A 24,768-nucleotide genomic window follows, 5' to 3' on the forward strand; every position below is an offset into this window, starting at 1 on the left:
ACGTCCGTACGTCCGGAAAAGGGCCGCGCCCCCTAACCCTCGAATACCGCTCCAAAATCCGCGTTCGCCTGCGCATATTCGGTCGGGCGGCCGATGTCCATCCAGTACCCCTCGGCGCGTTGAAGCCGAACCGGAAGTTCGCGGGCGATCATGTCGGCGATCAACGCCGGCATGTCGTAGAAGGCGTCCTTGGGTATCAGGTCGTGCACGGCGGGCGACAACACATAGACCCCGGCGCTGATGGTGTAGCTCTGGGTCGGTTTCTCTTCGATGCGGGTCACCCGCGCTCCGTTGGCGTTCACGACGCCGAAGGGCACCTGCATCTGGTAGTCGCGGACCACCACCGTCGCCAGGGCGTCGGACTGCAGGTGCGAATCCAGCAGATGGCTGTAGTCGGCCTTGGCCAGAACGTCGCCGTTGGTGACCACGAAGGGTTCGTCCGGCCTCGGCATCAGGCTGAGCGCGCCGCAGGTGCCCAGCGGCTTGTCCTCGCGCAGATAGCGGATGTCCAGGCCGAGGGCCGACCCGTCTCCGAAATGGCCCTCGATCTGCTCGGCCTTGTAGTTCACCGCCAGCCAGAAGTTCCGGAATCCCTGCCCCGCCAGATTGCCGACGATGGTGTCCAGGATCGGCCGCGAGCCGACGGTCAGCATCGGCTTGGGCGTGTCACGGGTCAGCTCGGCCAGCCGCTCGCCCTTCCCGCCAGCCATGATAATCACAGGATTGGTGCGGACCGGGATGTTGAGGAAGTCCTCGACGGTGGCCATGCCGACCACGCGGTGATCGGCGTCGAGGATCGGAAGCTGGCGCAGGCTGTGGGCCCGCAGGGTGGCCAGCATGGTGGCCGGGTCCTGATGGTCGTCGGCGCAGACGGGTTTCCTGTTGGCGGCGCCGATGGCCTCGTCCTCAATCCCTGCGCCCTTGATAAGCGCACGACGAATGTCGCCGTCGGACAGAGCGCCGAGCAGGCGCCGGTCGCCGTCGACCACCAGGGCGATGCCGGCGCCGGTGGAATCGATCGCGATCAGGGCGTCGCGGAACGTCGCGTCCGGCCCGATCAGGGCCTTTGTCCAGGCCTTCATGCGTTCCCCCTGCGTCTGGCCGGCACACCGACCAGAATGCCCTCGCCAGCGCCGGCGTCTAGAACGACGGCTCCGGCGCCGACGACCACACCGGCCTCGAGCCTGACGCCCTGCCGGATGACTGCGCCCGCGCCGATGTGGGAGCCCTCGCCCACCTCCACGTCACCGCACAGAATGGCGCCGCTGGCGCAGTGGGTGAAGGCCCCGATGCGGCAACCATGCTCGATAATGGCGCCGGTGTTGATGATCACGCCGGTCCCGACCACCGCACCCGCCTGAATCATGGCGCCGGGCATCAGTTGGACGCCCTCCGCAATGACTGCGTGCGGTGAAACGAACGCCGTGGGATGGCGGACGCCCGCGAAGCGGAAGCCCAGAGCCTCCAGCCGCGTCTGTACGCGCCGTCTCAGATCGCGGCCAGCGCTGTCGCCCGTTCCGCCGATGCCGTTGACGAGGTCATAGCCGCCCTGCGGGTCGAGGCTGTCGTCAGCGCCGATTATGTCCAGACCGGGTAAGCCGCTCGCGCCCTTCGCCCCCGGGTCGGCGAAGCCGAGGACGGTCCGGCCTTGAGCCAGCAGAGCGTCGGCGACGACCCTCCCGTGACCCCCGGCGCCCACCACGACAAGAGATCGTTCGCTCATAACTCGATCGCCTCATCGGTCTCATAGGCGCGGGTCGCGGCGCGCCCCAGCATCGGCCAGACATCCATCGGAGACACGCCGTCAGCCGGCCGCTTGGCCGTCAGGTTGTCGAGGCTCAGCGTCTCGCCTGCGGCTATGGGCCGGGCCGCGACCAGACTGCGCCGGGCGATGGAACGGTTGGCCAGTTCCTCGGGCGCGGGCGTCTTCGCCGCGCGGCCCAAGGCGATCTCGACCTCCCGGATGGCGGCGATCATCGCGGCCAGTTCCGCCGGCTCCAGCGAGGCCGCATGATCGGGGCCCGGCCGAGCGCGGTCGAGGGTGAAATGCTTCTCGATCACGGTCGCGCCGCGGGCGACGGCGGCGATGGCGACACTGGTCCCGAGGGTGTGGTCGGAATAGCCGACCGGCAGGCCGAAGGTTTCAGCCATCACATCCATGGCCCGCAGGTTCACCGCCGCCAGCGGCGCCGGATATTCGGTGGTGCAGTGCAGAAGGGTGACGCATTCGCGCAGCCGCTCCTGCCCTTCCGGACTGTCGAAGGCCGCGGCCAGATCGGCCCTGCTAGCTGGCGTTTCTGTCCGGGTCAGGCCGAAGGCGATCACCGACAGGGCGGCGCGGATCTCATCCAGATCGGCCATGCCCGTCGAGACGATCAGCGGCCGGTCCAGCCGCGCGGCGGCCAGCAGCATTGCGCCCCAGGTCAGATCGCCGGACGGAATCTTGATCGCCGGCATGTCCAGAGCGGAGAGAAAGGCGAGGCTGTCGAGATCGAAGGCCGTCGACATGAAGCGGACGCCGCGGGCGGCGGCGTGGCCGGCCAATCCCCGGTGGTCGTCTTGCGCCAGCTCCAGCGCCTTGAGCATGGCCAGCTGGCCACCGTCCTCGCCGGTGTTGCGGGCCTGGTAGGCCGCCTTGCCCGCACGAGGGGTGACCAGCTGTTCGGCCTGGAAGGTCTGGAATTTGACCGCGTCGGCGCCGGCGTCGGCGGCGACATCGATCATGCGCCGGGCGTCGTCCAGTGAGCCGTCGTGATTGACCCCCGCCTCGGCGATGACGAACACTCGGCCGGTCACGCGTCGACCTCGTGGAACGCCTTGGCCAGCAGGGCGGCGCGCGGCGGGGCGGCGCGCAGGATCTGCACGATGCGTCCCGCGCTGCGTCCGTCGCCATATGGGTTCTCGACGCCCGAACAGTCGAGCGCGAACGCCGCCTGCACGGCGCTCGCGATCGCGCCGGCCTCCGCCGGGCAATGGATCACCGAGGCGGCGGCCAGCCGGCCCTTCTGGCGGTCGCCGATGTCGACCGTCGGCACGCCGAACGAGGGCGCCTCATACAGTCCGCTGGAAGAATTGCCGACCACGGCGTCGACCTGGGCCATCAGCGACAGATAGCGCAATTGGCCGAGGGAGGCGAAGACGCGGACGTCCGGCCGGTCGCGCGCCCACAGATCCAGCGCCTCCTCGAGGGTGCGATGGCCTGGGTCGGCGTTGGGACGGGTGATCCATTTCACCACGTCGCGCGGCAAGGCGTCCAAAGCTGCCAGCAGGGCTTCGAACTCGCCCCGTCCCCGATCGGCCGTGAGGGTGACCGGATGGAAGGTGAGGAGGATGTTCCGCGCGCCCAGGGGTGCGCCCAATGCGGCCTCCAGCGCGGGCCGATCCAGCAAGGGCCGGCGGCGCAGCTGATCCAGCCCGGGACTGCCCACGACATGGATACTATCGGGCGCCTCGCCCAGCTGGCGAACACGCCGCGCCGAGAGTTCGTTGGTGACCAGATGGATGTGCGCCATCTTCGTCAGGGCGTGGCGGATGTTTTCGTCGAAGGCTCCCTCGGTCGTGTCGCCGCCGGCGATATGGGCGACGGGCACGCCGTGGATCAGCGCCGCCTGTGCCGCCGCGAGGATCTCGTAGCGATCGCCCAGAACCAGCATGATATCCGGCCTCAGCGCCTCGAACGCCTCTGACACGCCGGTCAGGCAGCGCGCCATGGCCCGTACGGTGTCGTCCGGCCCGTCGGCCTCCAGGCCCAGCGGAACCCGGGCGTCGATGGCAAAGCCATCCGCCTCGATCTGGTCCGCCGTCAGGCCGAAGGCCGCTTCCAGATGCGAGCCGGTGACGACCAGCTGCAGCTCCAGATCGTCCGCCTCGCGAATGTCGTGCATCACCCATTGCAGCAGGCCGTAGTCGGCGCGACCGCCGGTGACGACGCAGATGCGGCGCGGCGCGGTCATGCCTCGGCCAGCCGGGCGCTGCTGGGGATGTTGATCACGCTGGCCTCCAGCGCCTCGGCGACCGGCAGGTCGTCGCGCGGGCAGTCGGCATGCATCGGCAGCCGGTGCATCAGCGTCCACAGCGGCCGGGCCATGAAGCCCGCCGCGTTCAGCGCCTCGAGCAGGGCGTCGCGCGTCGCCATGTCGGGCCGGTCGAGGATCAGGGCGTTCAGCCAGTGGTTGACCTCGGCCCCGGCCCCGGGGGTCAGCAGGCGCACGCCTTCGACATCGCGGAACGCCTCGGCATAGCGCCGCGCCAGCACCGCCTTGCGCGCCATCATGTCGGGCAGCCGCTCCAGCTGCGCGCAGCCGAGGGCGGCGTTGAGATTGGGCATCCGGTAGTTCCAGCCCAGTTCGTCGTGGATGAACGACCATTTGTGCGGGACCCGCGCCGTGGTGGTCAGATGCTTGGCGCGCCGGCCCAGTTCGGCATCGTTGGTCAGGATGGCCCCGCCGCCGCCGGTGGTGACGATCTTGTTGCCGTTGAAGCTGAGCGCCGATACCAGCCCGGCATTGCCGACATGGCGGCCGTTCCAGCGCGAGCCCAGGCCCTCGGCCGCGTCCTCGACCAGAACCAGCTTCCAGCGCGCCGCGACCTCGGCCAGTCCGTCCAGATCACAGGGATGGCCGAAGACGTGCATGACCATCAGCGCACGGATCGGCGCTCCGGTGCGGGTGTTGAGACAGACGTCGCCGTTCAGACGCGCGGTCTGGTGCAGATATGTGTCCAGCCGCACCGGATCGACGCCCAGCGTCGCCGCCTCGGAGTCCACGAAATGCGGCGTCGCGCCCTGATAGGCGACGGCGTTGGCGGTGGCCACGAAGGTCAGGGTCGGGACCAGCACCTCATCCCCGGGCTTCACCCCGGCGAGCCGCAGGCAGATGTCGAGAGCGGCGGTGCCGTTGGACGTCGCCACCGCATGGGCGGCGCCGGTGATGGCCTCGAGGTCGCGCTCGATACGGTCGACATAGGCGCCGACGGACGAGACCCAGCCCGTGTCGAGACAGTCCTTCAGATAAGCCCACTCCTGCCCGCGGAACTCGGGCTCGTGCAGGGAGACGCCGCCTTCGCACGCCGGCAGGGCGGCTCGGACCGCCGCAAGCACCTGATCGGACAGGCTCACAGCACGTACCGATCGGCCTTGTAGCGGGCCGGGTTCCCCGGATCGCTGAACCAGTCGATGGTCTGCTGCAGACCCCGCGCGAAGCCCTCGCCGCCGCCGTATTCGGGCTCCCACCCGGTCAGGGACTGCATCAGACCGCTGTCGGCCCAAAGCCGCTCGACCTCGCTGGCCTCGGGGCGCAGGCGCTGATCGTCGGTGACGATGGCCACGTCGCGGCCCATCAGGGCGATAATCTGGCGCGCCGTGTCGCCGATGGAGATCTCGAAACCGCTGCCGGCGTTGACGGTCTGGCCCACGGCCGCGTCGCATTCCGCCAGCGCCTCGAACGCTCGCGCCGTGTCGGCGACGAAGGTGAAGTCGCGCGTCGGATGCATGGCGCCCAGCTTGATCTCGCTGACGCCGGCGGCGACCTGGGTGATGACGGTGGGGATCACCGCCCGCGCCGACTGCCGGGGACCATAGGTGTTGAAGGGCCTGATCACCGTCACCGGCGTGCCGAAGGCGGCGTGGAAGCTCAGCGCGATCTGGTCCGCGCCGATCTTGCTGGCCGAATAGGGCGACTGGCCCTGCAGCGGATGGGCCTCGGTGATCGGCACGAAGCGGGCGGTGCCGTAGACCTCGCTGGTCGAGGTGTGGACCACCCGTTCGACGCCCAGATCGCGCGCCGCCTGGACGATGTTCAGCGTCCCCATGACGTTGGTTTCGACATAGGTCTGGGGCGAATGATAACTGTAGGGGATGGCGATCAGGGCCGCGAGGTGCAGCACCACGTCGCATCCGGTCATGGCCGTGCGCATGCCGTGCGGATCGCGGATGTCGCCGGCGAAGACGTCGAGGTCCTTGCGAACGTCGGCGGGGCTTTCGTCCAGCCAGCCCCAGCTTCCGAGGCTGTTGTACTGAACGAAGGCGCGCACGTCGCAGCCGCGCCGCACCAGCCGCTCGGTCAGGTGCGAGCCGATGAAGCCATCCGCGCCGGTGACCAGTATGCGCTTGCCGTCCAGTCTCATGGGATCCGTCCCGGGCGGCGGATGCGCCGTGCGGCCAAGATGGTTGCTGGCCGTTAAGGAACCGAAAAGGCGACGCTTGCCGACCGCTCCTGCGGCGGAAAAGCGGGTTGCCTCATCGGGCTCCATCCTGTCTCTGGGGGAAGTCGGTTGTCCATGCCGACGACCGAAACCGAGCCATGCCGTCCAGCCGCCGCCTGCTATCCGTCGCCGTCGCCGTCGCCGCTTCTGCGGGCGTGATCGGCTGCGGACAGGCGTCGGGCAGATCCATGGCGGCCACGACTTCGGACGCCGCGTCGCAGCGGCTGACGACGCTCACATCGCTGGACCAACGCGTGGCTCGGGTTGCGCAGCGGCTGTCCGAGGACAACGTCGACCTGTGTCCCGCAGTCCGGCAATCGGCCGGCTGGGCCCTGCACTCCGCCAGCCAGTACAGCAACGAGCTGCGGCCTCTGGTCCAGTCGCGGTTCGGTCTGGAGGGCGACCTGCCGGGCGTACTGTCCGCGCCTCCGGATTCGGCCGCCGCGGAAGCGGGGCTGCGCGAGGGCGATCTGATCCTGTCGGTCAACGGCGAGGCCCTGAACCCCGGCCCGGCCCGCACAAGGCCTGCCTTCGAGGGTCTGGCCGCCAACATCGCCATGATCGACCGCGCCCTGGCCGGCGGCGCGACCCGTCTCGGCATCCGCCGGAACAACGAACCACTGGACCTGACCGTCCAGCCGCACCGGGCCTGCGGCTATGAGGTGCAGCTGAACCCCTCGGACGAACTGAATGCGCGCGCCGACGGGCGGCGGCTGTTCATCAGCACGGCCCTGGCCGGCTTCACCCGGTCCGACGACGAACTGGCCCTGATCCTCGGCCACGAGCTGGCCCACCACGTCCTGCGGCACCGCACCTGGAGCGATGTCGGCGGCGCGGGCCGCGAGGCCAATGACGCGGCCGCCGTCAATGGCGCCGGTGACAAGGAGACCCAGGCCGATCGGGTCGGCCTGTTCCTGACCGCGAGGGCCGGATACGACACCCGCATCGCGCCCGCCTTCTGGCGCCGGTTCGGGGCCGCCAACTGGCGTGTCCGTTACCCGCAACTGCGCCACGCCTCGGCCGAGGCCCGCGCCCGCGCGCTGGAACAGGTTCAGGTCGAGATCGACGCCAAACGGGCGCGGGGCGGGCCGCTGTTGCCCTGACGGTCAGCCGGGCGCGCGCTCGGCGGCCTGCAGGTCCTCGAGGGTGTCGATGTCGATCGACCGTTCCACCGGCATTTCGTACGCCGCCGTCTCGCCCGCCTTGCACAGCGTCCGTTCGGCCCTCAGCCACGCCAGATCCGCCGCATAGACGGCCCCGTTGACGCGATACGCGGGCGGCAGGTCCTGACGCCGCCAGCCCATCTCCGCCGGCTTCTCGACGAAGGGACTCAGCCGGCCCGCCGGGTCGCGCTGGAAGATCAGATACGGATGGCAGGGCGCCTCACTGACCGACACCGCGCCCGGAGCGCCGCCTTGCGCCATGACGGCCAGCGTGGCCTCGATGTCGTCGGCCGTCCGCAGGGGCGAGGTCGGCTGCAGCAGCACGACGATGTCATGGCCGGGCGCGCGGTCCGCGGCGTCCAGCAGTACGTCGATCGAGGCGGCGGTGTCGCTGGCCAGTTCCGGCGCTCGCTGGAACGGCGCCTCGCAGCCCAGAGAACGGGCCGTCTCGATGATCTCCGCATCGTCCGACGACAGGATCAGCCGGTCGATGCTCGGCGCGGCCTGCCCCGCCCGAATGGTCCAGGCGATCAGCGGCGAGCCGCGAAACGGCAGAAGGTTCTTGCGCGGCAGACCCTTCGATCCGCCCCGTGCGGTGATGACGGCCAGAACGGAGCGACCGCCGATCATGATCCGCCCGCCAGCCACCCGCCGAGCTCCGGCAGAACCCCCGCCGACGCCCTGACCTGCTCCCAGGCGACCATGATGTGGTACAGCGAGCTGGCCGGCGCGGGCTCGTCGACGAAGCCTCCGTCGGCCCGCATCTTGTCGCGCCACAGGCCCGAGGGTTCGAGATAGCGCTGCAGGCCGGCGAGCGCCTTGCCCGCATCATCCAGCAAACGCGCCCGCTGTTCGCCCTTCGCCTTCTCGGTCAGGATCAGCGCCGCCTTCAGCCGCTCCGTCTGGGGCCACAACCGGGCCTGTTCCGAGCGTACCGACAGGTCGTCGTTCAGGGCGTCCATGGCCACACCGCGCACCGGATCCACGCCGCGCGAGCCCACGTCGTAAAGCCGGATCGCAGTCTCCAGAGCCCAGTCCTCGCCGCGCAGGCGGCCCCAGCGCGTCAGCAGCCAGGCCCATTCGAACTGATGCCCCGGCTCGACCAGTCGTCCGTCCTCACCCGCCGCGGACGCCCACGACTCGTCGAAGAATTCGCGCAGGAAGCCGCCGTGCGGATCGATGAAGGCGCGCCGGGCGAGGGCGACGATCTCGTCGGCCATCGCCCGCCATTCGCCCTTCGGCTCGATCGCCTCCCACGCCATGCAGGCCTCGAGCAGATGCATGTGGGCGTTGGCCTGATACGGATGATCGCCCGCCTCGCGCCAGCCGCCGGCGGGGACCCGCACGCCCGCCAGCGCCGCGCGCACGGCGTGGGCCCGTTCGGTCATCAGTTCGGGAGCAATCCCGGCCTTGGCGGCCGCCGCAAAGGCGAACAGGACAAAGGCCTGGTCGTACAGGAAAGCGCTGTCGTCCAACGCGGCGCCATCCGCGGAAACCAGCGTACGGTAAAGATCGTCGTCGCGCCGATTGGTCGCCTCGAACCGCACAAGGCCCCGGCTGACCACCGATCGCCACGGACCGCTCCAACCGAAGTCGCCCGCAGCGCAATACACATAGGCCTGACGCGCCTGCACCCGCGCACGGCGAAACTCGCCCGACACAGAGCCAGACAGATCGATCGTCTCGCGGAACCCACCGTTGTCGTCAACACCGATCGTGGCCCAGATTGGCAAGGCGTTCAGCCGCAGCCAGCGATCGAAGCTTTGCGCCCTGTCCGCCAGCGTATCGGCAACGCTGATGGCGCCGTGCGCATGGGCGGGCGAAGCCGACCGGATGCGTTCAACGAGGCCTTTGACCTCTTGGGCCCGGTCGAGACTGCAGACCAGAACAGCATCGGGTTCGGCGATGATCGCGATATTGGACACGCCGGCCGTAGCGACGATCATGCCCTTGGCGGCCCGAACCAGAGCCATATCGCCGTCGGTTGCAAACCATTCGCCCCGGTCGCCCGATCCGAGCGCCTGGACCGCATCCCACGCGCCAAGGTCGGACCAGCGGTAGTCGACGGGCATGACTGAAATCCGGTCGCTGCGCTCCATGACGGCATAGTCGATCGAGATCTTGGGTGCGTTGCGGAATGCATCCGTCAGCATCATAACGGCGGAAGTTTTATCCGGCAGCGCCGCCCGTGCCGCTGCGGAAACCTCCGGGGCGAAGGCGTCCAGCTGGGCCAGCAGCACGTCGGCCCGGACCATGAAGTTTCCGCTGTTCCATAAATAGCCGTCGCGAACGTAGGCTTCCGCCGTGGCCCTGTCAGGCTTTTCCACGAACGCCCGGACTGGCGACAGGCCGGCCGTTTCCGGCTGGATATAGCCGTAGGCCGAGGACGAATCCGTTGGCCGAATCCCGAAGGTGACGATCTGGCCCTGCCTGGCCGCTTCCGCCGCCGCCAACACCGGGCCGCGGAAGGCGGCATCATCGGGAATGTGATGGTCCGACGCGACGAACAGGGCCACGCCGTCAGGTGCGACGCTGGCGATCCAGGTCGCGGCGGCCGCCATCGCCGGGGCTGAATCCCGGCCTTCCGGCTCAAGCAGAACCACCGCGTCCAAACCCAAGGTCGCGAGCTGTTCCACAATGAACGAGCGATGGGACGCGCCGGCCACCACAACCAGGCGTCCGCCGCCAACGGTGAGCGGAACCACCCGTCGGGCCGTCTCCTGGAACAGCGACAGCTCGCTGACGAAATCGATGAACTGCTTGGGTCGGGCCGGTCGCGACGCCGGCCAAAGGCGCGTTCCCGCCCCACCGCACAGGATCACCGGAAATATCGCCACGTTTGCCCCTCGTTTTCAGGAGCCATAGACGCGGGAACGGCCGGCGGCAAACATCCCCCGCCGGCCTGCTCCGAGCTCTAGAACGTCTTCCCCCAGCTTCCCATCAGGGTGAAGGTCGTCGGCGACGCCCGCACGTTCTGATCGTCGCGCGTGACCATGCCGCGCAGGCTCAGCGCCGACCCGTCGCCGAGCCGGTGCACGCTGCCCAGCGACATGTCGATCTGCCGCCCGCTCGGCGCCGCCGAGAATGTGCGCTCCGAGAAGGTCAGCTCGTCGAAATACCCCGCCGGGGAATCGGCCAGATACGCGCTGAACACGCCGCTTTCGGTCCGCAGCGGCTGCGAGATCGACCAGGTCAGGCTCTCGCAACCGAAGCCCAGCTGCTTGCAGAAGGTCGTCAGGCCCAGCGCCCAGGTCGAGCTGATGGCGGTCTCGGACAGGCTGAGGAACCGCCCGCTCAGGTCGGTGCGCGCCCAGCCCATCTCGGCGTTGAGGAACAGGTTGGGGCGCAGGGCGAACTGGCCGCCGACCGAGCCGAAGGTCGTGGTGCTGGGCAGGGCGAAGCCGGAGTCCAGCGGCGCATAGGAACCCAGGGGCCCCATCTTCTCGTCCAGACCCCCGACGGCGAAACGCAGGCGGCTGGTCGACGACGTCCGCCAGTCGGCGACGAACCGCGCATAGCTGGAGACGTCTTCCTCCCGCGCCTGGAACGGCATGGCGCGATCGCCGACGCCGGTATCGGCCGTCAGGGTCACGGCCCCGATCTTCACGGCCCCCAGCCAGGCCCGGTCGACCTGGGCCAGGGAGGCGAAATTATCAGCCGCGCCCAGTTCGAACGGCGAGCGGGCGCCGTTGCGGCCCTGCCAGAAAGCGGCCGCGCCGCGGCCGGCCGAGAACTCCACCATCATGTCCTCACGCCGGCGCTCGTCCAGCCAGGGCGTGATGACATTGGTCGATTCGGCCAGGTCCCAGGGACTGTCCTGAACCGCGGCTCCGGTCGTCAGCGTCAGGGTCGACCCCAGGGGACCCTCGACCATCAGACGCGCCTGCTGACGCGGCGCGCGCGGCAGCATGTTGGCGACCCCGCGCGGAGCCATGCCGTAGCTGCCGGCCAGATCGACCCGGAACAGGCGGTCGAAGGTGTCGTGGCCCACCGTGTCCAGCGCCCCCCCGCTGTTTCTGAAAGCGTCGCCGAACGCGCCGCCGGTGTAGGAGAACCGCTCTCTGGTGACCGAGACGCTCTGGCCGCTGAGCGTACCGACCTGGGTCGAACCGACCGGCTGGAACGCCTGGACCAGGTCCAGCAGGCCGCGGCCGTAGACGGCGTCGGTCCCGGCCGCGCCCGCCTCGCGCGCGGTGGTCAGCAGGATCTCGACGGCCTGGCGCCCCGTCAGATTGGGGAAGGCCTGCAGCAGCAAGGCCAGAGCCCCCGCCACGGCCGGTGAGGAGAAGGAGGTGCCGTTGACGCGGAAGCAGCTGGTCCCGTCGCAGCCGGTGATCACATCCACGCCCGGACCGCTGAGATAGTTGTTGGCGGACACCCCCGCCCGGTTCGAGAACCCGGCCATGACGTCGCTGCTGTTATGCGCGCCCACCACGATGATGGCTCCCGCGAACCGCGGATCCGAGGCGTAGCGGCCCGGATATTCCGGGTTTCCGCCTGTCGCCTCGGCGCCCTCGTTTCCGGCCGAGATGGCGAAGACGATGCCGGCGTTGACGGCCCGCTGGAGAGCCGCCTCGAACGCCGTGCCCATGGGGCCTTCGCCGCCCAGGGACATGTTCACGACCTTGACGTTGGCGGCGATCGCATAGTCGATCGCGCGGATCAGGTTGCTGGTGCCGAAGCAGACGTCCTCTTCAGGGTCATCGTCACATTCGCCGGCCGTGTCGCTGCGGATCGACACAATGGTCGATTCATAGGCGACGCCGATGGTCCCGAAGCCGTTGAAACCCGCGGCGATGACGCCGGACACAAGCGTTCCGTGGTCGTCCGGGCCGTCGGGCGTGGACCGGCCCGACACGACGTCGGTCGAGGCGGCAGAAATGCGTCCGGCCAGGTCGGGCTGGGTGAAATGGATGCCGGAATCGATGACGCCGACAGTGATTCCGGCTCCGGTCGCGCCCGCGTTCCAGGCGTTGATCGCGCGTATGTTGGCCACGCCATAGTTGCGCAGATACTCGGCCGAACTGGTGGAAGGCGGAGGCGGCGGCGGAGGCGGGGGCGGCGGAGGCGGAGGCGGAGGCGGAGGCGGAGGCGGAGGAGGAGGTGGGGGCGGAGGCGGAGGGGGCGGCGTGACGATTCCACCCCCGCCGCCGCCGCCGCCTCCACCGCCTCCACAGGCGGCGAGCGGAGTCAGAACCGCGGCCAGAAAGAGGGCCCGGGACACCAGTCCCACTGTGAATCGGTTGTGCATGTGATTACCCGACCTGGCCCCGCCGCGACCCTGAACCGGGGTCGCCGGTTAGGCAATGGTTACAATGGCTTTGACCCAGGTAAACAAATCGCGAACTCCGGGCTCGCTCTTGGAACGAACGCGTGACTGGTGCACATCTGGAACCGGCGGGGAGGCCATCATGTCGGAACCCATCCGGTCCATTCTGATCGTCGGCGGCGGCACGGCCGGCTGGATGGCCGCCGCCGCCCTGCAGCGGTCGCTGGGTCCGCACGCCAGGGTTTCGCTGGTCGAGTCCGACGAGATCGGCATCGTCGGCGTCGGCGAGGCCACGGTGCCGCCCATCCGCGACTTCAACACCATGATCGGCCTCGACGAGGCGGAATTCATGCGCGAGACGAAGGCCACGCTGAAGGTCGCCATCGTCTTCAAGGACTGGGGCCATATCGGCAACCGCTACGTCCATCCGTTCGGCACCTTCGGCCGCGGCCCCGCGCTGGCGGACTTCCAGCAGACGTATTTCGCGCTGAAGGCCCGCGGTCTGGCCGGCGAACTGGGCGACTATTCGATCTGCTGGCGCGCCGCCGATGCGGGCAAGGTGGGCGACCGCGATCCCGACTTCCGCTCGCCGAAGAACACCCTGTTCAGCGCCTATCATTTCGACGCCGGCCTCTACGCCCGGTACCTGCGCAGGGTCTGCGAGGGCCGGGGCGTCGAAAGGATCGAGGGCAGGATCGTCGACGTCGTCCAGCGCGGCGAGGACGGCTTTATCGACGGTGTGACGCTGGAGGACGGCCGCACCCTGAAGGCCGATCTGTTCATCGACTGCACCGGCTTCCGCGCCCTGTTGATCGAGGGGGCGCTGAAGGCCGGGTATGAGGACTGGTCCCACTGGCTGCCGGTCAACCGCGCCATGGCCGTGCCCTGCGCCGGCGTGAAGCCGCTGACGCCCTATACGCTGTCGACGGCGCGCGAGGCGGGCTGGCAATGGCGCATCGCCCTGCAGCACCGCACCGGCAACGGCTATGTCTATTGCTCGGACCACCTGTCCGACGAGGCGGCGCGCGAGACCCTGCTGGCCAATCTCGACGGCGAGCCTCTGGCCGAGCCGCGCCCGCTGCGCTTCGTCACCGGCCGGCGCAAGACCTATTGGGATCGCAACGTCGTCAGCCTTGGCCTGTCCAGCGGCTTCATCGAGCCGCTGGAGTCGACCAGCATCCATCTGGTCCAGGCGGGCATATTCCGCCTGCTGCAGCATTTCCCCGACAGGGACTTCAGCCCCGTCAACATCCAGTCCTACAACCGCCGGCTGGGGCGCGAGGTCGAGCTGATCCGCGACTTCGTCATCCTGCACTACCACGCGACCCAGAGGGACGATTCCGCCTTCTGGCGTCAGGTGGCCGCCATGCCGATCCCCGACACCCTGGCCGAGCGGGTCGAAGCCTTCCGGGAGCGGGCGCTGCTGTATCAGGTCGGGGCCGACGAATATTTCAGCCAGGCCTCATGGCTGGCCGTCATGTACGGTCAGGGCATCATCCCGCGCGGCCCCAATCCCCTGTATGCCTACCAGAACGCCGAACGGTCCGCCGCCGGTCTGCGCCAGCTGTCGGACATTCTGGCCCGCACGGTCGAGGGCCTGCCCGAACACGAGGCCTGGCTGAGAGCCAACGCCATGTGGTCAGGCGACGCCTAGGCGACGGGGGCCGGCTCCAGGGGCTCGGGCTGGATCGCGGGCGGCGGAAATGCGGGCGACGGAATCACGGGATCGACCGTCTCGCGCCACGCCGCGGAGGGGTTCAGGGCCGCCGTGGCCTCCAGAAACGTTCCCGGCTTCATCGACGGCTCCTTCGCCGTCTGCAGGCCGGCGACACGCGCCAGATCGGCGATATAGCTGATGCAGTTGCGCCGCCGCAGATCGTAAAGCGACCCCTCCGGCCCATTCCACCAGTCCGATCGCGCGCGGACGGCGCGGTAGACGGCGTCGCTGACCGTCATCCGCAAATAGGGCTTGCCCTCCCCTACATAGCGGCCCTCGGGCGTGGCCACGATGCCCGGACCCGTGGCCAGCAGCAGGTGCGGACCGGGATATTTCGCGGTGAAGCCCGCCGCCCAGTCGACCGGATCTCCGGTGTCGTCCAGCGACCCGGACGCATGGACATAGGCATGGGGAAACAGCAGATCCCCCCCCCGGATGCGGGCGCCGGGATGGGCGTAGAAGGTCAGGGTCACCGCCGCCCAGGCGGGGGCGGCGATCAGGGCCAGGAACAGGCCCAGCAGGCCGGCGCGTCTCGTCATGGCGATCATAAAGCTCTCCGCGGCCCCGCCCCTATCCTGGGCGACCCGGAGGCAAACGCACAAGGGCCGCCGACGATGCCGCCGGCGGCCCCGTCTTTACGCGATTGTCCTAGTGCGGCGCGGGCGCCGCGCCGTCTCCGTTGCGCACGGGCGTCCGCGCCGCCGCAATGGCGAACACCGTCAGCGCGACATAGCCCAGCAGCGGCACATAGAAGGCCGGGGTCAGCACCCCGCCCGCGGCGTCCGCGATCTGGCCCGCGACGAGCGGCAGGACGGCCCCGCCGATGATGCCGAACACCAGCAGGCCCGACGTCGCCGCGGCCGGCGCGCTGGACCGTTCCAGCGTCAGGGTGAAGATGGTCGGGAACATGATCGAGTTGAACAGGCCGATCGACAGGGCCGCATAGGCCGCCGTGGTTCCGCCCGTCTGGGTCACGACCGCGCACAGCAGGCCGGCGCAGACCGTGCAGACCGCCAGCAGGACGCCGGCGGGCACCCGCGTCAGCAGGGCGCTGCCCGCGAACCGGCCGATCATCGCCCCGCCCCAGTAGAAGGCGACCATCTTGCCAGCCTCTTCCAGCGGGATGTCCAGGATGCCCTCGCTGTTCAGGAAGTTGGTCAGCATCGAGCCGATGGCCACTTCCGAGCCGACGTAGATGAAGATGGCGAGGGCGCCGAACAGGGCCCAGGGCGAACCGAAGGCCGCCAGGGGCGAGGCGCCCGCGACGGCGGCCGGGGCGGCGGCGTTGATCTTCTTGCGGGCCGTGAAGATGAAGACGGCCAGCAGGGCGAAGAAGGCGCCCATGGCCAGGAAGCCGGCGTCGATGCTGCGCAGGGACTCGTTGCGCGTCGCCACGGTGACGACGGCCCCGGCCGCGAAGACCCCGCCCGTCAGCAGGACGTGGGATCCCAGCCACGGCCCGATCGTCGTGCCCAGCGAGTTGAAGGCCTGCGAGAAGTTCAGGCGGAAGTGCGAGCTCTTACGGGCGCCCAGTTCGGCCACCAGCGGGTTGGCCGCGACCTGCAGCAGGGTCACGCCCGAGGCGATGACGAACAGGGCCAGCAGCACGCCGGCGTATTGATCCATCATCGTCGCCACGGGAACGATCAGGCAGCCCAGCACCATCGTCGCGAGGGCGGCGATGATCGCGCGGCTGTAGCCCAGCCGGGCCAGCACATAGGATGCCGGGATCGACGCCACGCCATAGGCGATGAACCAGGCGGAGGTGGTGAAGAAGGCCTCGGTATAGCTGAGATCGAACACCCGACGCACCGCTGCGATCAGCGGATCGATCAGCGAGGTGGCGAAGCCCCAGGCGAAGAACAGGGTGGTCACATAGGCGAAGGCGAGGTTCGTGCCCGTGCGCGGCGCGCTCTGGAGGTCGGTCATGTCTCTTCCCTGGATCGCCGCGTCGTCCCCGCGAGCGGCTGTTGGCCCTTTGGTTTCATCCGTGGGCGGTCTCGTCCAGCGGTTTGAGCCGAATCGTAACCAAAAGTGGCCAGAGGGCTTCAGGAGCTCTCGCGGCCGCGGATGGCGGGATGATCTGGCGCATCCGGCCGCTCGGGGCTAACGAAGGTCCATGAGCAAGGACCCCGTCCTCGTCACCGGCTCGGCCGGCTTCATCGGCTTCCACACCGCGCAGCGCCTGCTGGCGCGCGGCGAGACCGTGATCGGGCTGGACAACCTGAACAGCTACTATGATCCGGCCCTGAAACAGGCGCGGCTTGACCGGCTGATCGACCAGCCCGGCTATATCCATCACACGCTCGATCTGGCGGACCGCGAGGGCATGGCCGCCCTGTTCGCCAGACATGCGCCGCGCCGGATCATCCATCTCGGGGCCCAGGCCGGCGTCCGCTACAGCCTGGAGGCGCCCGAGACCTACGTTGATTCCAACGTCGTGGGTTTCCTGACCGTCCTCGAAGGCGCCCGGGCGGCGAAGGCCGAGCACCTCGTCTTCGCCTCGACCAGCTCCGCCTTCGGCGCCAACGGCACCCTGCCCTTCTCGGTCAGACAGGGCGTCGCCCATCCCCTGACCGTCTACGCCGCAACCAAGATCGCCAACGAGGCGATGGCGCATTCCTATTCCCACCTGTTCGGCTTCCCCTCGACCGGCCTGCGCTTCTTCACCGTCTACGGACCGTGGGGCCGGCCCGACATGGCCCTGTTCAAATTCACGAAGGCCATTCTCGAAGGCCGCCCCATCGACGTCTACGGCCATGGCGAGATGGAGCGGGACTTCACCTACATCGACGACATCGTCGACGGCGTGGTCGCCGCCCTCGACAAGCCCGCCGCCATCGATCCGGACTGGAAGGCCGAGGCCCCGAACCCCTCCACCTCGGGCGTCGCCCCCTGGCGAATCCTGAACCTCGGCGCCGGGCGCCGCGAGCCGCTGATGCGTTACATCGCCGTGCTGGAAGAGGCGCTGGGGCGCAAGGCCGAGCTCAACCTCCTGCCGGTGCAGGACGGCGACGTGACGCGCACCGAGGCCGACGTCGAGGAGACCCGCGCCCTTCTGGGCTACGCCCCCTCGACCTCCATCGACGTGGGCGTGAAGCGGTTCGTGGACTGGTACCGCGACTTCTACCGGGTCTGATCCGCGAAGAAGGGCGGGACCGTGTTCGGCCCCGCCCTCATCATCGCCTTACTGGACCGGCTGGCCGTTGATATCGACCACTTGCACATCGCCATAGCCGAGCGCCCGGATCCTGGGCTCGATCGTCGCCCGGTCGCCGACCACGACCCAGGTCGTGGGTCCCGTGCCGACGATCGCCTGCGCCGCCGCGGCGGCCCGGGCCGCGGTCATGGACCCCACCGTCCCGGCATAGGTGTCATAGTAGTTTTCCGGCACGCCCCAGACGACCATGTTCTGCAGTTCGCCGGCGATGGCGGCGTTGGTTTCCCAGTTGCCGCCCATGCCCAGGACCATGTTGGACCGGGCCGCCATGATCTCCTCCTCGGTTAGCGGGCGCGACCCCACCACCTCGGTCAGCTCCCGGCGCAACTCGGCCAGACTCTCGGCTGTCTTGTCGGACTGCACGCCGGCGCTGACGGAATAGATCCGCTCGCCCCGACCGTAGGGGACGCCGCCGCCGGCGCCGTAGGACCAGCCCTTGTCCTCGCGCAGGTTCATGTTGATCCGGCTGGTGAAGGCGCCGCCGAGGGCGGTGTTCATGGTGTCGATCGACGCTTCGGTCGCCGGATCGAAGGCCGGCGCAACGCGGCCGGCCACGATGGTCGACTGAGGTCCGGCGCGGTCCACGATCAGGATGCGCGGCTGGCCCGAGGGCTCGGCCGCATCAGCCGGTCCAGGCTTGGCCGGCATCGGCGTCGACGGCGCACGCCATCCCGCGAAGGCCCGCTCCAGCTTCGGCGTCAGTTCGGCCAAGGTGGTGTCGCCGACCACGACCAGGGTCGCATTGTCGGGCCGGAACCACATCTCATGCCAAGCCTCGGCGTCGGTCGGGGTCAGGGTCGCGACGGTGGCCTCGGTGCCGCTGGTCGGACGCCCGTAGGGATTGCCGGGACCGTACATCTCGGCGTTCAGCACGCGGCGCGCGATGGCTCCGGGATTGCGGTTGGCCTGCTGGATCCCGGCCACCTGCAGCGCGCGCGCGCGTTCGAAATCCTCGGGCCGGAAGGCCGGGTTGAGGATCACGTCGGCATACAGGTCCAGCGACGGGTCCAGCCGCGAGGACAGGGCGGTCATGGAAACGCTGGTCGAGTTCGTGCCCGATCCGGCGCCGAGGGTGGCGCCGAGCAGTTGCAGCCGGTCGCTGATCTCGAGAGCGTCGAGATCGTCCGTGCCGTTGGTCATCACCTGCGGGGTCAGCTGGGCCAGACCTGCGTCGGCGTCCGCATCGACCACCGCTCCGGCGTCGAGGATCAGGTTCATGCTGACCGTCGGCACGCTGGCGCGCTGCACGAACATCACCTTCAGGCCGTTGCTCAGCTGGGCCCGTTCGATGGTCGGGAAGACCGCCTGCGCCGTCTCGCTGGCCGGCGGGACGCCGGCCGAGCGGTCAACGCCTGTCGGCTGTGCCGCGTAGTCGGGGAAGGGCAGGACCTGCAGCGAGTAGCTGCCGTCGCTCAGCCATTCGCGGCCGACCCGGGTCAGATCCGCGGGTTGCGCCGCCACGATGCGCTGGTACGACGCGCGCCACGCGCCGGGATCGCCGTGGAAGACCTCGCTCTCGGCGAGGATGTCGGACTTGCCGCCGAAGCCGCCAATCCGCTCAAGGCCGCGCACGAAGCCAGCGCCGACTGTGGTGCGCGCTCGCTCCAGCTCGGATGCCGTCGGGCCGTCCCGCAGCAGTCGCGCCATCTCCTCGTCGACGATCGCCTCGATCCGCGCCAGGTCCTGGCCCGGCTTGGCTGTGACCAGCACAAGAAACTGGCTGCCGATCTCGCTCTCCGAGTTGAAGGCCGCCACCTGGGTGGCGATCTGGTCGTCGAACACCAGCCGCTTGTAGAGGCGCGAATTGCGGCCAGAGCTGAGCACCTGGGCCAGCATGCCGAGGTGGTCCGAGTCGGCCGACCCGGCCCGCGGCGTGTTCCACACCTTGTACAGACGCGGCTGGCCGACACGATCGTACATCGTCTCGCGCAGCTCGCCTGTCATCCGGGCGATCATCTGGACCGGCTGGGTCACGGGCGGACCGGGAGGGATGTCGCCGAAATAGCGCTCGACCTTTTCCCGGGCCTGCTCAGGCGTGATGTCGCCGGCCAGGACGATGGTGGCGTTGGCCGGACCGTAATAGTCGCGGAACCACTGCTGCACGGTGGGCAGGTCGGCGGCGTTCAGATCGTCCATCGACCCGATCACCGTATGGCCGTACGGATGGTCGTCCGGATAGGTCGCGGCCGTGATCGCGTTCCACACGCGGCCATAGGGCTGGTTCTCGCCCTGACGCTTCTCGTTCTGGACGACGCCGCGCTGCTCATCCAGACGCGCCTGGTCGATGGCGCCCAGCAGGTGGCCCATCCGGTCGCTCTCGAGCCACAGGATCGAATCCAGGGCCGAGGTCGGGACGTTCTGGAAATAGTTGGTGCGGTCAGTGTTGGTGGTGCCGTTCTGGTCCGTGGCCCCCAGCAGTTCCGTACCCTTGAAGAAGTCGGTGTTGTAGTTCTCGGACCCGTTGAACATCAGGTGTTCGAACAGGTGGGCGAAGCCCGACCGGCCCTGCGGCTCGTTCTTGGAGCCGACGTGGTACCAGATGTTCACCGCCACGATCGGGACCTTGTGGTCCTCATGGACGATGACGGTCAGGCCGTTGTTCAGAACGAATTTGGTGAAGGGGATGTCCACATCGGGCAAGGGCGCGAGGCGCTCCTGAACGGCGGCGGCGGCCACGGCCGGCGGGGGCGCGGCGACGCTTCCGGCCTGAACGGCGGTGGCGATCAGCAGGGTCGAGGCGACCCCTCCGAGCAAGGCGAGACGGCGGGCGTTGCGCATGGTGTTTCCCCAGAACTGCGATAACGGCGAGTGGCCGGAAAGACAGTGACACCCGGACAGCCTGACCGCGCAATATCTGAATCATTGCAACTCTGTAACGTGCACCGCATCCGCGACATCGTCCGGTCAATTCATGCCGAAGCGCCGCCCGCACGCCCTGTTCCGCACAGCACTGCCGCAGGATATTGCACCGCACACGAAATGAATTGCCTTGTGCGTTGCAATAGCGTCCTATCCGTATCCGCGGCGTCGAACGCGGTTCGGGCCGAGCCACTCTGACCTTCCGGACCGGACCCGCGATGATCGCTCGACTTCCCCTCGCCCTTGTCGCCACAGCCTTCGGCGCCCTCGCCGCCGGCCCCGCCTTAGCCGCCGCCCCGACGCTGCTGGCCCATCAGGCGCCGCTGGTCCTGAACGAGGCGTCCTCGGCCTGGATCCTGACCTCGACCGCCCTGGTCCTGCTGATGACCCTGCCGGGCCTGGCCCTGTTCTACGGCGGCATGGTCCGGCGCAAGAACGTCATCGCCACCATCGCCCATTCCACCGCCGCCCTGGCCATCGTCACCGTCCTGTGGTTCGCCGTCGGCTACAGCCTGTCCTTCGGCGCCAGCGGCCCGGCGACCAACGGCTTCATCGGCGGACTGCAGGCCGCCTTCCTGGACGGCGTCACCCCCTCGACTGCGCACAGCCTCGCCCCGGGCCTGCCCGAGTTCCTGTGGATCGCCTATCAGCTGACCTTCGCCATCATCACCCCGGCCCTGATCGCCGGCGCCTTCGCCGAGCGGATCAAATTCCCGGCCGCCATCCTGTTCTTCTTCCTCTGGCACCTGCTGGTCTATGTCCCGATCTGCCATCAGGTCTGGGGCGGCGGCTGGATGGGCTCGCTGGGCGTGCTCGACTTCGCCGGCGGGGCGGTGGTCCACGTCAATGCGGGCGTCGCCGGCCTCGTCTGCGCCCTCGTTCTGGGCCCCCGCCATGGTCACGGCCGGGACAATATGGCCCCGCACAACCTCGCCTTCACCGCCATAGGCACGGGCCTGCTGTTCGTCGGCTGGCTGGGCTTCAACGCCGGTTCGGCCTGGGCCGCCGACGGCATCGCCGCCGTGGCCGCCTTCAACACCATCCTCGCCGCCGCCGCCGCCGCCATCGGCTGGACCGCCGTGGAGTGGATCGACCACAAACGCCCCACCCTGCTCGGCCTGCTGTCCGGCATCGTCGCCGGCCTCGTCGGGATCACCCCCGCCGCCGGTCTCGTCGATCCAAAGGGCGCCTTCATCATCGGCATCCTCAGCGGCCCCGCCTGCTACGCCGGCGCCGTCTGGCTCAAGCGCGCACTCAAATATGACGACAGCCTCGACGCCTTCGGCGTGCACGGCGTCGGCGGCATCGTCGGCGCCCTGCTGACCGGCGTCCTCGCCACCGCCGCCATCAACCCCGCCGGCGAGAACGCCAACCTCCTGAACCAGACCATCGGCCTGCTGGCCGTCATCGCCTGGAGCGGCGTCGGCACCTTCGTCATCCTGATGATCTGCAAATTCACCACCGGCCTGCGCGTGGCGAAGGAGGAGGAGATCGAGGGTCTCGACTACACCCAGCACGGCGAGACGATTCACCAGTGACGGAGTGGCTCGTGGCTAGTGGCTAGTGGCTAGTGGCTCGTGGCTAGTGATTGTCGTTTGTTGTCGGCGGAACGGCGACGCGGTCAGCGCGGTCGCGCAGGCGGCGGCCAGCCACTAGCCACTAGCCACTTCACAGCCGCAACGCTCCCCGCCCACCGGCGTTCACCCCGCATGGCAGCCCACGGCGAACTGAAAACCTATCAGGCGAAACGCAATTTCGCCGACACCCCAGAGCCGTCCGGCCGCAAGGGCAGGGCGAAGACCACCGCCCTGACCTATCTGATCCAGCGTCACGCCGCGACGCGCCTGCACTACGACTTCCGTATCGAGGTCGACGGCGTGCTCAAATCCTGGGCCGTGACCAAGGCGCCGTCGCGCGACACCCTGGTCAAACGCCTCGCCGTCGAGGTCGAGGACCACCCGCTCGACTACGGCGCCTTCGAGGGGACCATCCCCGCCGGCAACTACGGCGCCGGCACGGTTCAGATGTGGGACCGCGGAACCTGGGAACCGCAGGAGCCCGATCTCGACGCCGCCTTCAGGAAGGGCCAGATCAAGATGGTCCTGCATGGCGAGCGGCTGAAGGGAAAATGGGCCCTGATCCGCCTGCGCGCCGACCGCGGCAAACCCTCGAAGCGCAACAACTGGCTGCTCATCAAGGAGAAGGACGAGTTCGCCGTCCCCGGCGAGGGCGAGGCCAATATGGAGATCGACGCCTCCATCACCACCGGCCGCAGCCTCGCCGAAATCGCCGAAGGGAAGAAGCAGTGGGGCTCGCCGAGGAAGACGACCCGCGCCGCGCCGCCGAAGCCGGAGGCCCGCCCTGCGGTCGCCAGCAAGGCCGACAAACCCCCTGCCTTCGTCCCCATCCAGCTGTGCAAGATCGCCGACTATCCGCCGCACGGGTCCGGTTGGGCGCACGAGATCAAGTTCGACGGCTACCGGCTGCAGGTCGCCTCGGGCGGCGGCCGGGGCACGGTGCGCACGCGCAAGGGGCTCGACTGGTCGCACAAATTCCCCGAACTGGCCGCCGACGCCGCCCGCTGGCCCGACGCCGTGGTCGACGGCGAGCTCTGCGCCCTGGCCGAAAACCACATGCCCGACTTCTCGGCCCTGCAGGCGGCCATCTCGGACGGCAGGACCGGCGAGCTGATCTATTTCGCCTTCGACCTGCTGTTCGAGGGGCCCGAAGATCTGCGCAAACTGCCCCTGTCGCATCGCAAGGCGCGGCTTCAGGCGTACATCGACCGCATCCCCAAGGCCGCCCGCCAGCGCATCCGCTACGTCGACCATTTCGCCACCACCGGACAGGCCATCCTCGACAGCGCCTGCCGCATGGATCTGGAAGGCGTCATCTCCAAGAAGCTGGACGCCCCCTACACCGCCGGCCGCTCGACCACCTGGCTCAAATCCAAATGTCGCGGCGGCGACGAGGTGGTCATCGGCGGCTGGACTTCCGAGGGCGACCGCTTCCGCTCGCTGATTGTCGGCGTCCAGGACGAGGACGCGAAGGACGGCCGCGGCCTGCGCCACCTCGGCCGCGTCGGCACGGGCTACAACCAGACCCTGCTCAAGACCCTGCTGCCGAAACTCAAGGCCGCCGAAACCGACAGGAGTCCCTTCGTCGGCAAGTCGGCGCCGAAGAAATCCCGCGCCGGCGGCATGACCATCCACTGGGTCAAACCCGTCCTCGTCGCGGAGGTCGAACACGGCGGCTATACCGACACCGGATCCCTGCGTCAGGCGGCCTTCAAGGGCCTGCGCGACGACAAACCCCCCGCCGAGGTGACCGAGGCCCCGCACACGCCGTCGGATCCGGCCAGGGAGCCCGGCCGCCACGCCGGCGCATCGCCCCTCGCCATGCCCGGCGAACCCGGTCCCGCCGCCGGGCGCGCAGGCAAGGGCAAGCTGATCGTCTCCGGGGTGACCATCTCCAACCCTGACAAGATCCTGTGGCCCGCGGCCGACGGAAAGCCCGCCCTGACCAAGGCCGACCTCGTCCGCTATTACGAGATGGCCGCCGAACGCATCCTGCCCCACGTCGCCGACCGCCCGGTCTCCATCATCCGCACGCCGGAGGGCATCAACGGCGAGAAATTCTTCCAGCGGCACGCCATGCCCGGCTCCAACCCGCGGCTGAAGCTGATCGATGTGAAGGAGCGCAAGCCCTACATCGGCGTCGTCGACGTCGGCGGCCTGGTCGCCATCGGCCAGTCCGGCGGTCTGGAGCTGCATCCCTGGGGCTGCAAGCCGGGCGACCCCGAGACCCCCGACCAGATCACCTTCGACCTCGACCCCGACGAGGGGCTCGACTTCGCCGACGTCATCGCCGCCGCGAAAACCGTCAGGAAGGAGCTGGAATCCCTCGGCCTCAACCCCTTCGTCAAGACCACCGGCGGCAAGGGCCTGCACGTCGTCGTGCCGATCAGGGCTGACGCGAAGAGCCGCATCGAATGGGATGAATGCAAGGCCTTCGCCAAGGCGGTTTCCGAGCGCGTCCGCGCCGCCGACCCCGACCATTTCACCACCACCCTGGCCAAGAAGGCGCGGGGCGGAAAGATCTTCCTCGACTATCTGCGCAACGGTCGCATGGCCACCGCCGTCGCCCCCTGGTCTCCTCGCGCCCGTCCCGGCGCGGGCATCGCCTTCCCCCTGTCGTGGACCCAGGTGAAGACCGGCCTCGACCCCCGCGCCTACACGGTCCACGACGCCGCCGCCCTGCTGAAGAAGCGGGACCCGTGGAAGGATTTCCGGGACGGCGCAGTCAATCTGGGACCGGTGCTGAAGAAGGTGCTCTGACC

At 69.0% G+C, this 24,768-nt stretch carries 17 protein-coding genes; 5 read left to right on the forward strand and 12 right to left on the reverse strand.

All coding sequences use genetic code 11. From position 1 onward, the window contains the following. Positions 1-32: 32 nt before the first annotated feature. From BrevBR_RS05165 to BrevBR_RS05190, 6 genes are read right to left on the reverse strand one after another with little or no spacing between them, the layout of a single operon-like run. Complete coding sequence (locus BrevBR_RS05165; RefSeq protein WP_340000177.1) at positions 33-1,082, reverse strand: nucleotidyltransferase family protein; 1,050 nt, start codon at positions 1,080-1,082, stop codon at positions 33-35. After that, complete coding sequence (locus BrevBR_RS05170; protein ID WP_340000178.1) at positions 1,079-1,723, reverse strand: NeuD/PglB/VioB family sugar acetyltransferase; 645 nt, start codon at positions 1,721-1,723, stop codon at positions 1,079-1,081. Before BrevBR_RS05170 ends, BrevBR_RS05165 begins: the two co-directional genes overlap by 4 nt. Then, complete coding sequence (gene neuB, locus BrevBR_RS05175) at positions 1,720-2,796, reverse strand: N-acetylneuraminate synthase (RefSeq protein ID WP_340000179.1); 1,077 nt, start codon at positions 2,794-2,796, stop codon at positions 1,720-1,722. Before neuB ends, BrevBR_RS05170 begins: the two co-directional genes overlap by 4 nt. Then, the gene (gene neuC / locus BrevBR_RS05180; protein ID WP_340000180.1) at positions 2,793-3,953 is read right to left on the reverse strand and encodes a UDP-N-acetylglucosamine 2-epimerase; all 1,161 of its coding nucleotides are present in this window, start codon (positions 3,951-3,953) and stop codon (positions 2,793-2,795) included. Before neuC ends, neuB begins: the two co-directional genes overlap by 4 nt. Further along, a complete protein-coding gene (locus BrevBR_RS05185) occupies positions 3,950-5,116 on the reverse strand; it encodes a LegC family aminotransferase (RefSeq protein ID WP_340000181.1) in 1,167 nt (388 codons plus the stop codon). The genes neuC and BrevBR_RS05185 overlap by 4 nt, the downstream gene beginning before the upstream one ends. Continuing rightward, a complete protein-coding gene (locus BrevBR_RS05190) occupies positions 5,113-6,123 on the reverse strand; it encodes an NAD-dependent 4,6-dehydratase LegB (protein WP_340000182.1) in 1,011 nt (336 codons plus the stop codon). Before BrevBR_RS05190 ends, BrevBR_RS05185 begins: the two co-directional genes overlap by 4 nt. A gap of 176 nt (positions 6,124-6,299) precedes the next feature. On the opposite strand from BrevBR_RS05190, the gene BrevBR_RS05195 reads away from it, so the two are divergent. Continuing rightward, on the forward strand, positions 6,300-7,304 hold the full coding sequence (locus tag BrevBR_RS05195; protein WP_340000183.1) for a M48 family metallopeptidase: 1,005 nt from the start codon (positions 6,300-6,302) through the stop codon (positions 7,302-7,304). 3 nt (positions 7,305-7,307) lie between these two features. Here the strand turns inward: BrevBR_RS05195 and BrevBR_RS05200 are convergent, their stop codons facing one another. From BrevBR_RS05200 to BrevBR_RS05210, 3 genes are all read right to left on the reverse strand, one after another. Further along, on the reverse strand, positions 7,308-7,994 hold the full coding sequence (locus BrevBR_RS05200) for an acylneuraminate cytidylyltransferase family protein (RefSeq protein ID WP_340000184.1): 687 nt from the start codon (positions 7,992-7,994) through the stop codon (positions 7,308-7,310). After that, positions 7,991-10,201: an AGE family epimerase/isomerase gene (locus tag BrevBR_RS05205; protein ID WP_340000185.1), complete on the reverse strand. Its 2,211-nt coding sequence runs from the start codon at positions 10,199-10,201 to the stop codon at positions 7,991-7,993. The genes BrevBR_RS05200 and BrevBR_RS05205 overlap by 4 nt, the downstream gene beginning before the upstream one ends. A gap of 77 nt (positions 10,202-10,278) precedes the next feature. After that, positions 10,279-12,360 (reverse strand): S8 family peptidase, encoded by a 2,082-nt coding sequence (locus BrevBR_RS05210; RefSeq protein WP_340000186.1) that lies wholly within the window; start codon positions 12,358-12,360, stop codon positions 10,279-10,281. Positions 12,361-12,775: 415 nt separating this feature from the next. Here BrevBR_RS05210 and BrevBR_RS05215 point away from each other — a divergent pair, with 415 nt between their 5' ends. Further along, complete coding sequence (locus BrevBR_RS05215) at positions 12,776-14,287, forward strand: tryptophan halogenase family protein (RefSeq protein ID WP_340000187.1); 1,512 nt, start codon at positions 12,776-12,778, stop codon at positions 14,285-14,287. On the opposite strand, the gene BrevBR_RS05220 is transcribed toward BrevBR_RS05215, so the two are convergent. Both BrevBR_RS05220 and BrevBR_RS05225 read right to left on the reverse strand, forming a co-directional pair. Continuing rightward, on the reverse strand, positions 14,284-14,889 hold the full coding sequence (locus BrevBR_RS05220; protein WP_332639715.1) for a hypothetical protein: 606 nt from the start codon (positions 14,887-14,889) through the stop codon (positions 14,284-14,286). The genes BrevBR_RS05215 and BrevBR_RS05220 overlap by 4 nt on opposite strands. A gap of 109 nt (positions 14,890-14,998) precedes the next feature. After that, positions 14,999-16,279 carry a sugar MFS transporter gene (locus tag BrevBR_RS05225; protein WP_340000188.1) on the reverse strand — a complete coding sequence of 427 codons (1,281 nt, stop codon included), beginning with the start codon at positions 16,277-16,279 and terminating at the stop codon, positions 14,999-15,001. A gap of 190 nt (positions 16,280-16,469) precedes the next feature. Here BrevBR_RS05225 and BrevBR_RS05230 point away from each other — a divergent pair, with 190 nt between their 5' ends. Continuing rightward, positions 16,470-17,489, forward strand: a complete 1,020-nt coding sequence (locus BrevBR_RS05230) for an NAD-dependent epimerase/dehydratase family protein (RefSeq protein ID WP_340000189.1) — start codon at positions 16,470-16,472, stop codon at positions 17,487-17,489. Between the two features lie 48 nt (positions 17,490-17,537). Here the strand turns inward: BrevBR_RS05230 and BrevBR_RS05235 are convergent, their stop codons facing one another. Then, the gene (locus tag BrevBR_RS05235) at positions 17,538-20,348 is read right to left on the reverse strand and encodes a M16 family metallopeptidase (protein WP_340000190.1); all 2,811 of its coding nucleotides are present in this window, start codon (positions 20,346-20,348) and stop codon (positions 17,538-17,540) included. 299 nt (positions 20,349-20,647) lie between these two features. Here BrevBR_RS05235 and BrevBR_RS05240 point away from each other — a divergent pair, with 299 nt between their 5' ends. Continuing rightward, a complete protein-coding gene (locus BrevBR_RS05240) occupies positions 20,648-21,967 on the forward strand; it encodes an ammonium transporter (protein ID WP_340000191.1) in 1,320 nt (439 codons plus the stop codon). Positions 21,968-22,138: 171 nt separating this feature from the next. After that, complete coding sequence (gene ligD, locus BrevBR_RS05245; RefSeq protein ID WP_340000192.1) at positions 22,139-24,766, forward strand: DNA ligase D; 2,628 nt, start codon at positions 22,139-22,141, stop codon at positions 24,764-24,766. Positions 24,767-24,768 lie beyond the last annotated feature (2 nt).

This window comes from Brevundimonas sp. BR2-1, assembly GCF_037626195.1.
Classification (GTDB): domain Bacteria; phylum Pseudomonadota; class Alphaproteobacteria; order Caulobacterales; family Caulobacteraceae; genus Brevundimonas.